At 47.2% G+C, this 16,001-nt stretch carries 14 protein-coding genes; 10 read left to right on the top strand and 4 right to left on the bottom strand.

Annotated features, from left to right (window positions below; translation table 11 throughout):
- Nucleotides 1–7: 7 nt before the first annotated feature.
- Nucleotides 8–640, top strand: a complete 633-nt coding sequence (locus tag K3T82_RS24910) for a TetR/AcrR family transcriptional regulator (protein WP_220196258.1) — start codon at nt 8–10, stop codon at nt 638–640.
- Between the two features lie 39 nt (nt 641–679).
- Here K3T82_RS24910 and K3T82_RS24905 read toward each other — a convergent pair whose 3' ends face one another.
- Nucleotides 680–1,303 carry a TetR/AcrR family transcriptional regulator gene (locus K3T82_RS24905; protein WP_220196257.1) on the bottom strand — a complete coding sequence of 208 codons (624 nt, stop codon included), beginning with the start codon at nt 1,301–1,303 and terminating at the stop codon, nt 680–682.
- 168 nt (nt 1,304–1,471) lie between these two features.
- Between K3T82_RS24905 and K3T82_RS24900 the strand changes: the two genes are divergently transcribed.
- Nucleotides 1,472–2,725, top strand: a complete 1,254-nt coding sequence (locus K3T82_RS24900) for a multidrug efflux MFS transporter (protein WP_220196256.1) — start codon at nt 1,472–1,474, stop codon at nt 2,723–2,725.
- Between the two features lie 65 nt (nt 2,726–2,790).
- On the opposite strand, the gene K3T82_RS24895 is transcribed toward K3T82_RS24900, so the two are convergent.
- Together K3T82_RS24895 and K3T82_RS24890 are read right to left on the bottom strand one after the other, a co-directional pair.
- A complete protein-coding gene (locus K3T82_RS24895; protein WP_220196255.1) occupies nt 2,791–3,819 on the bottom strand; it encodes an abortive infection protein in 1,029 nt (342 codons plus the stop codon).
- Nucleotides 3,816–4,439 carry a TetR/AcrR family transcriptional regulator gene (locus K3T82_RS24890; protein ID WP_220196254.1) on the bottom strand — a complete coding sequence of 208 codons (624 nt, stop codon included), beginning with the start codon at nt 4,437–4,439 and terminating at the stop codon, nt 3,816–3,818. Before K3T82_RS24890 ends, K3T82_RS24895 begins: the two co-directional genes overlap by 4 nt.
- Before the next feature lie 54 nt (nt 4,440–4,493).
- Here K3T82_RS24890 and K3T82_RS49190 point away from each other — a divergent pair, with 54 nt between their 5' ends.
- Nucleotides 4,494–4,628 (top strand): hypothetical protein, encoded by a 135-nt coding sequence (locus K3T82_RS49190; protein ID WP_268886672.1) that lies wholly within the window; start codon nt 4,494–4,496, stop codon nt 4,626–4,628.
- Nucleotides 4,629–4,770: 142 nt separating this feature from the next.
- On the opposite strand, the gene K3T82_RS24885 is transcribed toward K3T82_RS49190, so the two are convergent.
- Nucleotides 4,771–6,153: a hypothetical protein gene (locus tag K3T82_RS24885; RefSeq protein ID WP_220196253.1), complete on the bottom strand. Its 1,383-nt coding sequence runs from the start codon at nt 6,151–6,153 to the stop codon at nt 4,771–4,773.
- Nucleotides 6,154–7,718: 1,565 nt separating this feature from the next.
- Here K3T82_RS24885 and K3T82_RS24880 point away from each other — a divergent pair.
- The 7 genes from K3T82_RS24880 to K3T82_RS24850 all read left to right on the top strand — a co-directional run bounded on the left by K3T82_RS24880 (nt 7,719) and on the right by K3T82_RS24850 (nt 15,714).
- Nucleotides 7,719–8,489: a glycosyltransferase family 2 protein gene (locus K3T82_RS24880; protein WP_220196252.1), complete on the top strand. Its 771-nt coding sequence runs from the start codon at nt 7,719–7,721 to the stop codon at nt 8,487–8,489.
- A gap of 65 nt (nt 8,490–8,554) precedes the next feature.
- Nucleotides 8,555–9,910: a glycosyltransferase family 2 protein gene (locus tag K3T82_RS24875; protein WP_220196251.1), complete on the top strand. Its 1,356-nt coding sequence runs from the start codon at nt 8,555–8,557 to the stop codon at nt 9,908–9,910.
- A gap of 4 nt (nt 9,911–9,914) precedes the next feature.
- Nucleotides 9,915–10,937 carry a glycosyltransferase family 2 protein gene (locus K3T82_RS24870; RefSeq protein ID WP_220196250.1) on the top strand — a complete coding sequence of 341 codons (1,023 nt, stop codon included), beginning with the start codon at nt 9,915–9,917 and terminating at the stop codon, nt 10,935–10,937.
- Nucleotides 10,938–11,050: 113 nt separating this feature from the next.
- Entirely contained in the window at nt 11,051–12,418 is a 1,368-nt protein-coding gene (locus tag K3T82_RS24865) for a lipopolysaccharide biosynthesis protein (protein WP_220196249.1), read from the top strand.
- Nucleotides 12,402–14,273, top strand: a complete 1,872-nt coding sequence (locus K3T82_RS24860; RefSeq protein WP_220196248.1) for a hypothetical protein — start codon at nt 12,402–12,404, stop codon at nt 14,271–14,273. The genes K3T82_RS24865 and K3T82_RS24860 overlap by 17 nt, the downstream gene beginning before the upstream one ends.
- Nucleotides 14,274–14,275: 2 nt before the next feature.
- Nucleotides 14,276–14,896 carry a hypothetical protein gene (locus tag K3T82_RS24855; RefSeq protein ID WP_220196247.1) on the top strand — a complete coding sequence of 207 codons (621 nt, stop codon included), beginning with the start codon at nt 14,276–14,278 and terminating at the stop codon, nt 14,894–14,896.
- A gap of 203 nt (nt 14,897–15,099) precedes the next feature.
- On the top strand, nt 15,100–15,714 hold the full coding sequence (locus tag K3T82_RS24850; protein ID WP_220196246.1) for a hypothetical protein: 615 nt from the start codon (nt 15,100–15,102) through the stop codon (nt 15,712–15,714).
- Nucleotides 15,715–16,001: the final 287 nt, after the last annotated feature.

The following is a 16,001-nucleotide window of genomic DNA, read 5'->3' as shown; positions in this document are numbered from 1 at the left end:
ATATTTGATGATGAATGCTTCAGATCGTAGCGCTTCAACAGAAGCACGACGGAAAGCCATTCTGGATGCCGCGCTGGCACTCTTTCTTGAGAAAGGCTTCAGCGAAACGACGATGGAGGATATTCGGCAGCATTCGGGTGCCAGTACCGGGAGCATCTATCATCATTTTAAGAACAAAGATATGCTCGCACGCGCGCTCTACCTCGAAGGGCGGCAGGACATGAATCAAGCAGTCATTGAGGCACTCGCAACAGAGGACCCATATAAGGGGCTTACCGGAGTGATCTATGCTTATTTACAGTGGTTTGAGCAAAATCCGGAATTAGGCCAGTATGTTATGCAGGCTGCCGATACAGAGTACCTGGGAGCATATATCAAGGTGCTGCGCCAGAAGATTACCACCAGCATCTCAGGAGAAAGTTTTCCGGCACAGTTCCTGAACTGGCTTCTGCCTTTTGTGGAGGCGGGTATTATCGTACGACTCCCACAACAACTCTATTATCCTCTTGCCATTGGTCCAAGTCGGGAGTTCGTACGCCGCTGGCTACGAACTCGCATCGCAACCGAGATGCAAGAGGCAAGAGCACCACTGGCGGAAATGGCATGGGCGACGCTCTCAGCCTCACATGCACAAGGATAGCACCCTTTTCCGTATCTCACTAACCAACCAGCCAAACTATCAAGCTTGCGCAGATGCAACGACAAGCCAGGCAGCTTGCGCCAGGGGGTCATATGCTTCTTGCGTCACTTCCGCGTGCCTGGTGCGTAACCAAATTCGGACAAATTCTCGGCTAGAGCCAAGAATAAGCGGAACATAAAGCGATTCTGGCAATCGCCTAACATTTCTACTCTCAATTGAGGGGGTTAGCCATTGCAACACTCGTTCTGACAGCGTCTCAGCGGGAAGCGTGGTTTTGGTCTTTTGGCGAAGCACTTTGATATATGCATTCAAGTACTCAGACTCGCCTGCTTGCATGAGGTATTGACCGAGGTCAGGATGCTGCTCAAACCATCCAAGATACGCATACACAAGAGCTTGAACACCTTCCTGAGCAATCCGTTCAACAAAAGATGTAGCAAGGGCTGCATGGGAACTTGTGCGCCCTTCAAGATAGAGAGCTTGCGCAAGTAGCTCTTTATTGGAGAAGTGATGATAAATACTCCCAGTACTGGTTCCAGAAAGCTTGCGGATATCCTCCATAGTGGTTTCTGCAAAACCTTTGCTAGCAAAGCAGGTGAGCGCAGCATCCAAAATGGACTGCCTCCTGGATGCTTTAGGAATATTCTGTGCAGAATCACTCATACATCAATGAATCTCCTCTTTCTCCAATGGTATTCCCATTTCTAAGGAGTCATACAGCTCTGTTCCTACCAGTGTATTGATAATATTCTATCCTTGACAATAAAACAATTCTAGAATATTATTCTAATACGATTGAGCAAAACGAACACAGAAAGAAGGCCTGCTGGTATGCCTATCTGGAAAAGAAACTTACTAATTTGCTGGTTTGGCATGTTTGTCACCAGTGTGGGTATGAGTCAGATTGCTCCCGTTTTGCCACTGTATATCAAACACCTGGGCATCGACAATTCAGCCTCAATTGCACAATTGTCGGGCCTTACCTTTGGCATAACCTATATTATTTCTGCGCTGTTCTCCCCTATCTGGGGTATGGCAGCGGACAGGGCTGGTAGAAAGCCTATGTTACTGCGTGCTAGCCTCGGGATGGCAATTGTGATCGGCCTCATGGGTTTAGCGCAAAATGTCTATGTACTGCTGGGTTTACGGTTGTTACAAGGCGTCATCACTGGGTATAGTACGGCTTGTACCACTCTCATCGCCACACAGACGCACAAGGAGCACGCGGGTTGGGCTTTAGGCACCCTTTCCACGGCGAATATTGCGGGAGGGCTGCTGGGTCCCATCATTGGAGGTGGAATAGAAGAGAGTCTTGGTCTGCAAAATGTCTTTTTTCTCACTGGTGCTCTCATGCTGATAGCATTTCTCATGACCCTCTTCTGGGTCAAAGAATCATTTACCCGCGAAGGGAAAGAGATGCTGGGGGTGAAAGCAATCTGGCAGCGTATACCAGACAAAAACCTTACAATAGTTGTATCATTGACGTATTTTATCATCACACTGGCGCTCTATTCGATTGAGCCCGTGGTGACTGTCTATGTGACTCAGCTTACCACTGATACTACGCATGTTGCGCTGTTAGCGGGTATGGCATTCTCAGCTTCAGGGCTTGCCAATATCATTGCGGCTCCACAACTAGGGAAACTCTCTGACAGATTTGGAGTACAAAAGGTCATGCTTATCGCGCTGGTGGTCGCGGCAGTCATTTTCCTTCCCCAAGCCTTTGTTCAAGATCCATGGCAGTTGATGGGGCTACGCTTTTTGTTAGGTCTTGCCGTAGCCGGGTTAAACCCTTCGATCAATATCTTAATCAAGAAAATCACCCCCAGCGCCCTGACCGGAAGAGTGTTTGGTTTTAGCATTTCCGCAGGCTACTTAGGCGTCTTTGGAGGATCTGTGTTAGGGGGACAGGTGACCGCCTGGTGGGGGATCAGATCCATCTTTTTTCTAACCAGCACCCTTTTACTGTTCAATGCCGTATGGGTGTATTTCACAATCTATAAAAAATTAAACAAGCAGGAAGAAGCGCTTTTCCAACAAGGAAGATCAGGAGAAACTTTGGATATTCCCGCCGAAGTCCAGTAACAGATCACTTAAGAGCAACCATAAGTGGTATCTCCAGTATGAGCCTCCTCTCGCGCCGCATGGGCTCAGTGTGCCGCGTAGTAGTCAGCTACCGCCTTGAACGACTCCTTTGGCTCCCAGGGCATATCCGGATAGGAGGCTCCATGCCTGCCATCAGCATAGCTTTTTACCAGGCCATAGCTAGCCATGTCTAGATCGCGCCGAGGGTCGCTTTCGTGATGAACCAAGGCAGGGAAATGAAAAATATATACGAACGCGCCATTGACTCCCGTGCCATCGAGTATCCCCAACAAGTCCGTGATTTCACGTGCCTGCAAACGCTCATCGCGCACATAGTCGCCCTTGAGTTGCTCGACTGGCATGATGGTCTCATCAAGGATCGCCCAACCCATACCGCCCACGTCTTCGGCACCTCGGTACGTACAGCAACCGAATTCAGTGATGATCACTGGCTTGTTATGGGCAAAATACGATGTGATCAAGTTGCTATAGACCTCTTTGATACGCTTTTCTCGATACACATCAGCGCACACGAAGTCAAAGAGCGACCAATCGACTTGTTCAAGGGGAGCGGACGCATAGGTCACGGCACCACTGAATACCTGCCGAACAGTCTGGTTGGCCTTGGCTAAAAAGGCATTCAACGGCTTGTTATGAGCACCCGTTTTTACCACGCTCTTGAGGGCTGGAAGGCGCTCAATGATGTTTTTGCCCTCCACAATGCCTTGCATAAATAGCGTCAGTTCACAGCCCAGAATAAAGATGAGTTGTGGAAAGAAACTGCGTAACCGTTCAGCCTCCATGGCGCACTCTCTGATGTAATCAAGCGTCTCTTGTTCATCTTGATCGTACAAAAGCGGAGACAGCCAGACTTCTAGCCCCTGCTTGAGAGCAGCTTCTGTAGCAAGCATCAGCCGCTCAATTGAGCGACCGGAGATTCTGATGGCATTGCAGTGCAAATCCTGCTGAATAATCTCAAGCTCACGATGGACACACTGCGAGTCGAATGTTGGGTGTGTGACAACCAGGCCACCGCGCTCATTTCCAATATCGTAGCTCACTCCTACGTCGTAATTGACGCCTCTTCGTCTCATAAATTTCTCTCTTTCTCTTCTGAATCTGGCTTGAGTAGACGTAAGACAATCCTGGCATCAGGAAGGGGCTTTGTGAGGTGTTCTTGGTGAAGGAAAGCCATCCCACTCCAGAGACCTTGAAGACAGGCAAAAAGCGCGGCTATCAATTGATCTGGATTGTCTTTCGCAATCTCCCCAGTCGCCTGCCCCTCGACAATGAGTTGCCGCACCATACTTTGAAACTCCTGGCTTTGCCTGGCGACCAGTTCACGCAGATCATTGGGCAGCGTTTCATCAATGAGCAGCTGATAGAAAAGCTGGTAAAATTCAGGTTGCTCGCGCCGGGATTCAATAACCGTTGTAATAAGAAAATCAAGGCGTTCCCCTGGCGTCCCCGGCATCTCCAGAACGTGCGGGAGGAGCCAGTCAGCTTGCACAACCTGCTCGAGCAACGTCTGAAAGAGCTCCTCTTTGCTAGCAAAATGGCGATAGGCCAATCCTTGGCTCACTTGGGCCTCAGCAGCAACATCTGCCATCGTCGCCCCTCTGCCCAACCGCGCAAAAACTCTTCTTGCGCTTTCCAGAAGTTTGGCGCGTGTGGCCTCACGCAAACGTTGATTTGCCTCTGCCGTTCGAGCCATTGCACCTCCTCAATAAATGAATCATATCTTCATTTATTGAGGAGTATACCCACTTTGTTTCGAGATGTCAAGGTTTCGACAGGGGACCGTAGTCAGGAAGATCCTTATAATGGATATGTCGTTCTGTTCGATATCTTGCGTTTCCGCCAGCCCCCAATGGGCGCCTCGCGCTATTTTGAGAGCCATTAACAAGAGAGAGTATGAAGCAGAGGAGATGGTCATGACATACCATCTCCTCTGCTTCATACTCTCTCTCTTGTTAAAATCCCTGTCTCGCGGCCTTCTTACGGTTCGCGCTTTATCTCCTGATGCATTTTTCCTGCTCAAGTCATTAGTGAGCGTAATCGATCACTTTCACCTGATATGGGGTAAGTTCAACCTCTTTCTGTTGAACTTTCACAGTAATCTTGGTAGCTGTTTTATTCACCAGCATAATGTGTTGATCTGAGGCCAATGCTTCAACCTTAGCAGGTGCAGAAACAGTTGTGTTATACAGCTTTACACCTGGGGCAAAATCGTCCTTGAGAGCCTTGGCACTAAAATACCAGGGCTGCGGTTGCCCTCCCCCGACGTAGGTATCAGTCCAGAGCCCCAGATCTGTTGAGCCATCGCCCGATCCACCCCAGGCAAGGGCTACCGCTCCACCTACTTTCAAGAACTCGATCATCGTACATGCCTTTAACGCGTTATCGAAATTTGCATCAACAATCTGGTTACGTGGGTAAGCAAACCACTCAGATAACCAGACAGGCAATGTCGTCGAGCCTGGATAGAGATTAGGATCAAGGGAACGAACCCAACGCACAATATCCGCAAATTTCGCCGCCGCAACAAAGGGATCGGCAACAAGGGCACCCGTCTCTCGCTCTTCTCTATTCTCAATCGAACTATCTACCGTAATGAAACCGGCACCAGCTTTGTGTTGCAGCCAATATCGTACAACATCGAGTGATCTCTGATCGAACGTTCCATAGGGTTTCGTCACTATTGACGGGTTACTTTGATCCTTTGCGGTCCACACATCCATAAAGACATAAGGGCCACCAATTTTGACGCTCTCCGGTGGTATCCCCTTTGATTGTGCCACTTTTATCAGTGTATTGTAGACCTGGTTATACATATAGGTATAGCCATGGCGAGCAGATATAGCATTGGGATTTCCCGGGCTCACGGTAAAATCATATTTATCCGCTCCAGGATTATAATATCCTTTTAATTCGTTCCACACCTGGAAGTATCTAACATTATATGGCGGGACCATATAGCGCTCGGCAACACGCTGTACAAGGTGTAGCCAATCCCCCATTTTATTATCGAGAATGCGTGTGCCATACGCGATGGAATCCCATTCCTGTGACTCTGTCAATACCTCTGTTTTCCCACCCGCAATCGGTCTTCCCTTCATCCACCAGGGGGCTTCATCCAGCGAAATAACTGGGGTATTCCCAGCATCCACCGACAACTTCAGGCGACTATCCAAGGCAGACCAATCCGTTGGATCAGGATCGACAGGATTCGGCCAGGGATCTGGCAAACCCCAACTCATAATGTGTGTATTCTGAAATGACATGCCATTTTTGAGCATCGACTTCACGTTCTCAATAGCTGCGAGATCGTTGTTTCCAGAGGGATACACAAGCGAATCATCAACATGAGTCACTCCAAGAGCAAGCTGACTTATGCCAGAACATGACGTATCGATTGTTATGTCCACTTCGCCATCCTTTGGCGCGGTTGCTTTTCCCTTTTGGCAACGGTCAAGGTCATTCGGAATGCTGGTTGCGGCCATCGTGGGTTGATTTGTTATACTCCTGTTGACAGTTGAGGGCTTCTGATCAGGATCTGCACAGGATACTAAGACAGCCAAAAGTAGTATAAAATAAACATACAAAGAAGTTGAATGCTTTTCCCTTTTACCCATAAAACTCACCACAAGAAGCTGATTGGCAGCCTCTATAAATAAAAAGAACCCGCAAAGCAAGGCATAAAATAAAGCAGAAGGGTACTCGCCTTATCTCTGGGATTGAACATTGGCAAATGGCAAGACATGCCCCATAGACTGCTATGGCTCAATCTCAATTATGTTCTATTTCCATTAGTCAAAGTCGCCTTCTCAATCAGAAAGATCCGTCATCTCCCCATTCTTTATTATAAATTGAATAGTGTTAAGCCATCAATATACTTGGCTTAATAGTACCAGAATGATTGAGAAACAGGCCTCTACACCTATTGGGATACATGTATAATAACTGCTTATAGAGTACCCAAAGTAGCATCTTAAAAAGCTATACTTTCAGAGCTTGACAGGCCACATGACAGTCAGTATACTCATCGACAGCAGACTCACTACTCTATTTTAATGAGCCAAATAGTTCTGTTGTAACTTGTATTTAACTACAAATACGCACTTTTTTATTATTTTCTCTCTATCTACTTATAACATCGGGAAAGGAGATCCTCTAATCCTTGAATGTGGCATGATAATTGGGGGATTACAGCCACAACTCACTGTATTTGTTTTCTCGCGAGAAAGAGAAGATTCACTACTATGTAAGCAAATACTAACAAGCTTGATATTTTTCGCCTGATCATGATCGCACCCACAATTACTTTTTTTCGTGAAAACATGTGCTCTGGTATAAGCTCCATGCAGTCGGTGAAGCGAACTATTTTCTAATGCTATCACTCACTCATTGCTTTTACCTCACCACTCCCTGGCTTACCCATGCTCTTCAGCATATATCACATTAAGCGCTGAGCAAGGTCAAAAAAACGCGTAGAACACGCATCTCTGGAGTGTTTTCCAAATAGAATGCTATGACCTTTCCCAAAAGAGACATACATTCAATGACTAGATGATTCCTTCTGGGCAGAGACTCTATGAAAGCGAAGCATGTCTTGCCCAATAAATCATAAAGCAGCATGTTGCTTGCAAAGTAAAACATCCCCCACCCATGACGTAACAGCAAAGGATCTAGCCTACGTCATCTCCACCTCAAGCTCAAAAAGGTGAGCGTAACAGTGTAGGAACAGAGCTGACCCTCTGTTATTCCAATTGCCCTGAGCTTCCCATGGAATTTTCATGCTGATCACAAAAAATACAAATTGCTTCTGAATGGCTCTCACCACAAGATAATATCAGTAATAGGAAGCAGGAAAAGGTGAAGAGACAAAACAGGCTTTTCTATCGTCCAACGAGTTTTCACTCCCAGTCCTTATTATCAAAGCAAAAAACATTTAAAGCGTAGCACGATGCGAGCAAAGGATGTCGATGCTAATATGCAAGAGCACCAACACTATCCAAGTATTAGCGTGGTGATTCCAACCCTGAATGAAGCCCAGAATCTATATCACATTTTACCCAAGATGCCAGCTATTGTCAGTGAAGTTATTCTCGTTGATGGACACTCAACCGATGATACTATCATTGTTGCCAAACAATTGCTACCAACAATACATATCCTTCAGCAGCAGGAAAAAGGCAAAGGCGATGCAATGAGGACAGGCTTTTCAGCGTGTACGAGCGATATCATCGTGATGTTAGATGCCGATGGATCAGCCAATCCGGCAGAGATTGTACGCTTTGTTGAAGCCCTTATGGCTGGTTTTGACTTTGCCAAAGGATCACGTTTCATCAAAGGCGGAGGAAGCCGGGACATTACCCTGCTACGGAAGATGGGAAATTATATGTTGTGCCAGTTCGCCAATCTGCTTTTCCGACAGCGATTCAGCGACTTATGTTATGGGTACAATGCTTTCTGGCGCCATTGTCTTGAACAGGTCGATATTGACTGTGATGGCTTTGAAATCGAATCGCAACTCTGTCTCCGCATGCACAAAGCCCATTACAAAATCATTGAAGTCCCCAGCCTGGAACATGTGCGCATCCATGGGCAAAGCAATCTACATACATTTCGCGATGGCTGGCGTGTGCTCAAAACAATCGTGAGAGAGCGTCGCACAAAACTCATCGGGACGCCTCATTCCTCACTACTCCATACGCAAGGGCAACACTCAACCCCTTTCGTAGAAGAGGCAAGCATACGGTAACGGACCGATCAATGTTCCTCAAACAGGAAACAGAATTCATTTAGAGAGAGTGAAGATAAAAAGAAATGCTCGCACAAGCGCCAGAGAAAGACGCCCACAGTAATCGGGCTCCAGATCTTGTCCCAATGCGCATCATCGAAATTGAATTGGGGCAACCTCTACCCGTTCTCTCAAATTTTGATGAGAAGAAAGGGAGGCACTATCAGCGTGCTCTAGGCGTGGTACGTCTACATACGCAACCACTGGGCACCATCGAATTGCAATTACCGAGGGAGCGTGTAGAGCCTTCTGAGTATGCGCAAATACTCTGGAACGCACTGCACAACGAGATCAATGAACACTTGCAACAAGATGGCTTAACCCCGGTCAGTGAGCTGAGAAGTGATGGTTTACCCCGGGCGACCCCACCGCCGTGCATCAGAGAGCGCAATAATTTCTTAGGCAGTACAGACGCCCCATTCGTAAGTGTGATTGTGCCGACCCATGATCGCCCTGAGAGACTCGCAATCTGCTTGAATACCTTACTAGCACAGCACTACCCACATTATGAAGTGATCGTTGTCGATAATGCCCCAAAGACAGAGAGCACGCTCACCTTGATCACCAAAAAATATAGTGATGCCTCTCAGGTACGTTATCTTCGTGAAGAGCGTCAGGGCGCGAGCTGGGCTCGCAATTGTGGTATGCAGGTCGCCAAAGGCGAAATCCTGGTCTTTACCGATGATGATGTGGTCCTCGATACGTACTGGCTAACTGAGCTTGTGAGAGCCTTTCGTCGCTCAGACAACGTCGCCTGCGTGACCGGGCTAATCCTTCCTCTCGAGCTTGAAGAGCCTGCGCAATTCTGGTTTGAACAATATGGAGGCTTCACCAAAGGCTTTAGACGACGTATCTTTGATATGGCCAAACATCATCCCAAAACGCGTTTACATCCCTATACCTCCGGTCAATTTGGCACTGGTGCCAGCATGGCCTTCTCTGCTGCCTATCTACGCGATGTCGGTGGCTTTGATCCAGCGTTGGGCGGAACTGGTCCCATCAAAAACGGGCAGGATATTGCGGCCTTTTTCGAAGTGATGATGCAAGGCTACCAACTCGTCTACGAACCACTCTCACTCGCCTATCACCTTCATAGACGCGACTACGCGGGGCTACTCAAGCAAATCTACGGGTATGGTATGGGGCTAACAGCCCATCTTACCAAGTGCATCTGTGATCGCCCACGGCTCTTTTTTGATCTGCTTTCGAAATTATCATACGGCCTCTTCTTCGCCCTTAGTGGACGCTCTGCAAAAAATCAGAAGAGACAGGCAAGCTATCCCAAAGAGCTGAAAAGTGTTGAGTTAAAAGGGATGCTCCAAGGGCCAGTTGGATACCTGCGAAGCAGAAGCATTACGCGGAAAGCGCAGCAGAAAGGATGATGGCATGACTTATAGCAGAGAAAAGATGTATAGCTCTGATATTTCCGTTATCCTCTGTGCCTATACAGAACAACGTTGGACCGACCTGATCGCAGCCGTAGCGTCTGTACAACACCAGACTCTGGGAGCGCGTGAAATCATTGTCGTCATCGATCATCATCCGGATTTGTTGAAAAGGGCGCAAGAACAGCTGACAGGCGTGGTCGTTGTGCCAAATAAAGAAGAACGTGGATTATCTGGAGCACGAAACAGTGGTATTGCGGTTTCCCAGGGACAGCTTATCGCGTTTCTGGATGATGATGCCATAGCGGACCCCAACTGGCTGCGGCTCTTTCAGGAGACCCTACAAGATCCACAGGTGCTAGGTGTTGGTGGAGTTGTAGAGCCATGGTGGGTCGATCATAGGCCCTCCTGGTTCCCAGAAGAATTTCACTGGGTGGTGGGCTGCACCTACCGAGGCATGCCCCAGACCAACGCCATCATTCGCAATCCCATTGGAGCGAGTATGTGCATACGTCGCGCTGTATTCGAAAATGTTGGAAGTTTTCGCAGCGGGATCGGACGTGTTGGTACCCGCCCAATTGGTTGTGAAGAGACAGAGTTATGCATTCGCGCACGCCAATATTGGCCTGACCGCCACTTTCTCTACCAACCTCAAGCGATGGTACAACATCGTGTACCAGCACAGAGGGCGAACTGGAGATATTTCTGGGCACGCTGCTACGCCGAGGGAATTTCTAAGGCATTTGTCGCTCGCTATGTTGGAACAAAAGATTCCCTTTCGTCAGAAAGTGCCTACACGTTCCGCACGTTACCTCTGGGAGTTCTACGCAACGTAGGAAGCATACTTACACAACGCGACCTCAACGGAATGGCGCGCGCCGCAGCGATCAGTACTGGGCTGTTTGTCACTACCGCAGGCTATCTCGTTGGCAGATGTTTTTCACAAACAAATGAAAGTAAGCAACATATGGAAATACAGGTTACAAGCTCCAAGCAGCTAAACGATGCCCAGGCTAGACCATAGTCCTATCGGGCGTGCAGGCATAAATATTCCTCGGTAATGTATGCATGCATATCTTCGCGTGTGTACCTGTTCGTAGCGTGGATAAATAGCCCTGTTTCTTGGAGTCTTCAGCGGTGATAGCATCACTCTTTCAATGGATCAAAAAGAATAGTGCCATCTTATTTAATACTGGTTCCTTAATAGGCACAATGGCAGTGACATCAGTGCTAGGTTTCGCATACTGGTGGGTGGCAGCTCGTTACTTCCCGCCGGACGCTGTTGGCCTCGCATCAGCCGCAACCTCAACCATGATGTTGCTCTCTTCCTTCTGTATGCTGGGACTGGGTACCCTACTTCTCACCGAGATTCCACGCAATAAAGGGCAAGAGGGAGCACTCATCAGTACAGCCTTGTTACTTGTTGGAAATGTGGGATTCTTAGTTGGGATAATTTTCTCCCTGCTCGCTCCCTTAATTTCTCCAGCACTACGCCCGATTGGTGCCACGATACAAAATATCTTGCTCTTTGCCGCCAGTATCAGCATAACTGCTATGACAGTTATCATCGATCAGGCTGTTATAGGGTTGCTCAAAGGCGAATTGCAATTCTATCGCAACACCATCTTTTCCCTTGTCAAACTGGTTGCCTTGTATCTCGTCGGGCTCTGGCTCACTGATAAAATTGGCATGACAATTTATGCCACCTGGACATTGGGCAATATTATCTCATCGCTCCCATTGCTGATTCTGGCCCTCTGGAAAGGGCGACACAAGCTGGGCAGTTTATCACCCAGGTGGCAGGTACTGCGGAAACTGGGATCATCAGCCATCCAACATCATATCTTTAATCTTATCCTACAGGCACCAACTCAGATATTACCAGTCCTTGTGACGGTTCTACTGTCCCCAACCATGAATGCCTGGTTCTATGTAGCATCAATGATCGCGAATTTTATCTTCGCGGTCGCGGCATCACTCACGACGGTATTGCATGCAACAAACGCGGCACAGCGAGCAACCCTATCACAGAAAACACGCCTGACTGTGGGCATCGCAACCATAACAGGCATCATCACCAGCGGCACCTTGTTTCTAACTGCCAACCTTGTTCTCAGCTTTTTCGGTCCAAATTACGCGGAACAGGCCGCATGGCCTCTGCGAATCCTGGCACTGGGAGCATTCCCGCTGATTATCAAAAATCACCATATTGCCATACGCCGGATCAAGGATGAGGTTACCAACGCGATGCTCCCTATCATTTCAGGCAGCGTACTTGAACTGGTCCTGGCAACGCTTGGCGCACGTTTGGGGGGGCTATCGGGGCTCAGTCTTGGATGGGTAATTGCCCTCTGTGTTGAGGCTCTCTTTATGTCTCCTCTCATATTCAGAACCATCAGAGGCATAGATAACACAACCAACACTATCAAGCAACTTATGATCTTAGATACAAAAGAAGAGATTCCATATGAGCAAAGAGTTCACACAAATGAATACATCCAATAAAACAAAGAAATCAATTATTATAGATATTCTACTGACTATCCTATGCCTCGCCCTCCCGCTAGGCTCATTCGCGCTCTGGTACAGTTCGCTCAACGCAGTGGCGACGCAAATATCACATATGAATGGTTTGGGTCTCGTTTCCATCATGCCTCCAGAACTCATTGGTGCTCTGGTAATCATGATGGTTAGTTTCTGTATCACGCTTCAGAAAGTACGTTACTATACCCCTCTTCTGCTTCTGCATTTTGGGCTTATTATCATTATGTTATACGGTGTCACGACTCTCGTTGAACAAGCTCCGCGCTTTTCCGTGGTGTATACACATGCCGGGTATACCGAATATATCATCCGCACAGGTTCGGTGAATCCTCACCTAAGTGCGTATTTTAATTGGCCCGGATTCTTTATATTAAGTGCTTTTGTCACCCAACTCGCCGGGTACCAAACGATTTTGAGCTACGCTGCCTGGGCTCCCGTCTTTAATAATGTTATTACGCTTGCAGCGCTCTACTTCCTCTTTACAACATTTACGACAAATCGACGAGTGATTTGGCTCGCCTTGTGGCTCTTCTGTATCACGAATTGGATTGGGCAAGATTATTTTTCTCCCCAGGGCCTCTTTTTCTGTTTCTACATTGTTATTCTTGCAATCTTATTAAAATGGTTTAAAACACCTTCTGACGAGTCTATCCGCTCACTTGGACCGCGTTTAAGTCGGCTTCGTTTTCTCCCATCTCTCTATACCTGGCTTACCGCACCCGATCCACTCAGCACGCCAAGTCAGCGGCGAAAAAAAATCGCGCTTCTTCTCTGCGTTTTGGTACTCTTCTCCTTTACGGTGTATGGCCATCAATTAACACCTTTTTTCACAATTGTCAGCGTCACGGCGCTCATCGTTTTCCGGCGCTGCACTCTAAAGCTCTGGTGGCTTCCTATCGTGATGACAGTGATGACCCTGTTTTGGATGTTTATAATGGCGCACACTTATCTCGCGGGGCACATGAATCAGGTCTTTGGAGGGCTCAGCCAGATTTTTGTTTCGCTTTCATCGAATGTCTCGGATCGAGTCGGAGGTGATCCACAACATGCCTTGATCGCCCGGCTACGAATTATCATGACCTTTTTTGTGTGGGCAGTAGCATTTGTGGGGGCTCTCTTTCGCCTGGGCAAGGGGTACAAAGATGCCTCTGTGGTATTACTGGCACTTGCTCCATTCCCACTCTTCATCGTACAGCCGTATGGTGGAGAGATGCTACTGCGCTGTTATCTCTTCTCTTTGCCATCAATGATCTTTCTCGCGGCCTCAGTCGTTTACGAGAAACCACCATTTCCGTCCTTTTTCTCAAGACTGACAATGATCAAGCTTCCCTGGAAGGGGCTGGTCATGTCGAGCCTGACAATTATCTTGCTGGGTGGCTTCCTATTCACACGCTACGGCAATGAGAATATTGACTATAAGACCTATGACGAAGTCAATGGAGTCCAGATGCTCTATAGCATAGCTCCTTCCAAAGCATTATTTGTTGCTGGTTGGACCGGAACACCCTGGCAAATGAAAAACTTTGAAAAATTCCGTGTGACAACGCTCGCCACAAACGAGACATTGAGCAATGACATCATCACACTCGACGTTCGAGATGTGGTCCACTTTATGCAAGATCAACAACGCCCTCAGACATATATGATCTTCACACGCAGTCAAAAGGCCTGGTTTGACGCAATGTCAGGCTATCCAGTTGGTTCGCTCGATAAATTTGAGGAGGCTATCAACTCATCAGGAGAATTTACCCTGATCTACCGCACTACCGACGTACAGATTTATCAGCTCACCAGTTCTCTAGAAGGAGACCAATAGCAATGCGTTTCCATTGGTTATGGCCTGTGATTATTTTACTTTCTGCCGCTGCAACAAGTATCGTGACCTATGTAAGGCCTGAGGCTCCGGCCAAGGCACTTATCGTCATGAGTTTTCTCTTTCTCTGTCCAGGCATGGCACTGACGCGTTTTCTCCGGCTCCATGAAATTGTCGCAGAACTAATAATTGCATTGACCCTCAGTTTCTCCATTGATGCCATTGTTGCAGGTCTCTTTCTGTACGCTGGGAGCTGGTCGATTTCGGGCATAATCATGACCTTGCTCATATTCAGTGTTACAGGCGCAATCGCGCAATTTGTGATACTCCACCCGGCAATAGCACAACGGCTCTACGCGCTCCCAGTCCGCAACAACTCAGAGAAGAGAACTGACAGTGTAGCGCTAGCAGTTCTCTCAAATGACGCTCCCGCACCAATACTTCTTGAAACTGAGCTAGAAACTGAGAATAAAGCAGACAATGAGGCCGATCAGTTGCCCAATGGTGCCTCTACATTGGAAGTTGTCCAGGAAGAAGTTATTGAAGACCAGGAAACATCTCACTTACCCAAAGACACCCCTATAGCAGAGATTTCACAAACAGAGAACAGTGAACTAGAAGCTTAACCCCTTAAGGTAGGACGAGATCATATGAATTTGCCATCTACCTGGCTGGAAGCCGAATTTTGGCTTATAGAGATCTGTTCTAAACAATATAGTGATGAGATAATATAGTGGTGAAAGGCAATTCAATGAGTAGCGTCCTCTCGATGTAAGCCAATCGACTCGAGAGGTATAAATATATTATTGTTGAGCATTGGAGGGATTTAATGCCTTTATCACCTGTAGAACAATCACATAAAAATAGAGAATACCAGCAATCACAGAATCTTAAACTCTGGTTATGGTTGCTCATTATCCTTTGCCTTGCCAGCGTGGGCTCATTTCCCCTAACATCACTTTTTCTTTCTCCAGAAGATTACGCGCAACTGACAACGAAGCAACCTTCTCCAACACCCGCACACCAAACAATTGTCGATCCACTTAACAATTGGAGCAAAGTTTACAAACATACAGATAATCTGCAATTTGACAAGAATAATAGTCAATTTTTTGAGGGTGATACTTCGCTATTAGCACGTTGGAATAATGCGAAGACACATGAGGAGATTACATGGCACCTGCAAGGAATGACTTCATTTCAAGCTGTAACATATTTTTGGCCCCAGGAACCTATCTCACATTTTAGTATTTATATTTCTGCGGATGCAATCAATTGGAGCGAAGTTTCACCGACAATTACTGGTGGAAAGGGGAACTGGACACGCTATGACTATCATGTAAAAGGTCTAACTGGTGTGAATTTTATTAAGATGCGTTGGAATAACATTACTGGTCAGGCCTGGTCTCCTCAGATCAGTTCAGTAACGCTCTCAAATGAATGATTGAAAAGAACGTTCCCTCTGACGCTACTAGAAGACAGCTTTCACATATATAGCAAAACCCTAGGCAAAACTGAATTCGCGCTATAAGCAACTCTCCTTGTATTCTATATTATTCAATCTCTCTTCTATCGCTATCATATACACTCAGGGTCGGATTACTATTCTTTCCATATATTTTACCGAGATTAGTAGCCACATTAACGAACATCTAGCATCACTTAATCAAGGTTGCTTTGAGCTGAGCACATAAAAGGCCCCTTCCTATCCCTATGTGCAGAGATGGAAGG

The sequence above is a fragment of the Ktedonospora formicarum genome, assembly GCF_016587355.1.
Lineage (GTDB): Bacteria > Chloroflexota > Ktedonobacteria > Ktedonobacterales > Ktedonobacteraceae > Ktedonobacter > Ktedonobacter formicarum.
This window is presented reverse-complemented; position numbering and strand designations above follow the sequence as displayed.

Bases quoted from the DNA above. Each gene is read 5' to 3' on its own strand.
- K3T82_RS24850 (WP_220196246.1), top strand. From the start codon at position 15,100: ATGCCTTTATCACCTGTAGAACAATCACATAAAAATAGAGAATACCAG.
- K3T82_RS24870 (WP_220196250.1), top strand. From the start codon at position 9,915: ATGACTTATAGCAGAGAAAAGATGTATAGCTCTGATATTTCCGTTATC.
- K3T82_RS24880 (WP_220196252.1), top strand. From the start codon at position 7,719: ATGCAAGAGCACCAACACTATCCAAGTATTAGCGTGGTGATTCCAACC.
- K3T82_RS24890 (WP_220196254.1), bottom strand. From the start codon at position 4,439: ATGGCTCGAACGGCAGAGGCAAATCAACGTTTGCGTGAGGCCACACGC.
- K3T82_RS24905 (WP_220196257.1), bottom strand. From the start codon at position 1,303: ATGAGTGATTCTGCACAGAATATTCCTAAAGCATCCAGGAGGCAGTCC.
- K3T82_RS24910 (WP_220196258.1), top strand. From the start codon at position 8: ATGATGAATGCTTCAGATCGTAGCGCTTCAACAGAAGCACGACGGAAA.
- K3T82_RS24860 (WP_220196248.1), top strand. From the start codon at position 12,402: ATGAATACATCCAATAAAACAAAGAAATCAATTATTATAGATATTCTA.
- K3T82_RS24895 (WP_220196255.1), bottom strand. From the start codon at position 3,819: ATGAGACGAAGAGGCGTCAATTACGACGTAGGAGTGAGCTACGATATT.
- K3T82_RS24900 (WP_220196256.1), top strand. From the start codon at position 1,472: ATGCCTATCTGGAAAAGAAACTTACTAATTTGCTGGTTTGGCATGTTT.
- K3T82_RS24855 (WP_220196247.1), top strand. From the start codon at position 14,276: ATGCGTTTCCATTGGTTATGGCCTGTGATTATTTTACTTTCTGCCGCT.
- K3T82_RS24875 (WP_220196251.1), top strand. From the start codon at position 8,555: ATGCTCGCACAAGCGCCAGAGAAAGACGCCCACAGTAATCGGGCTCCA.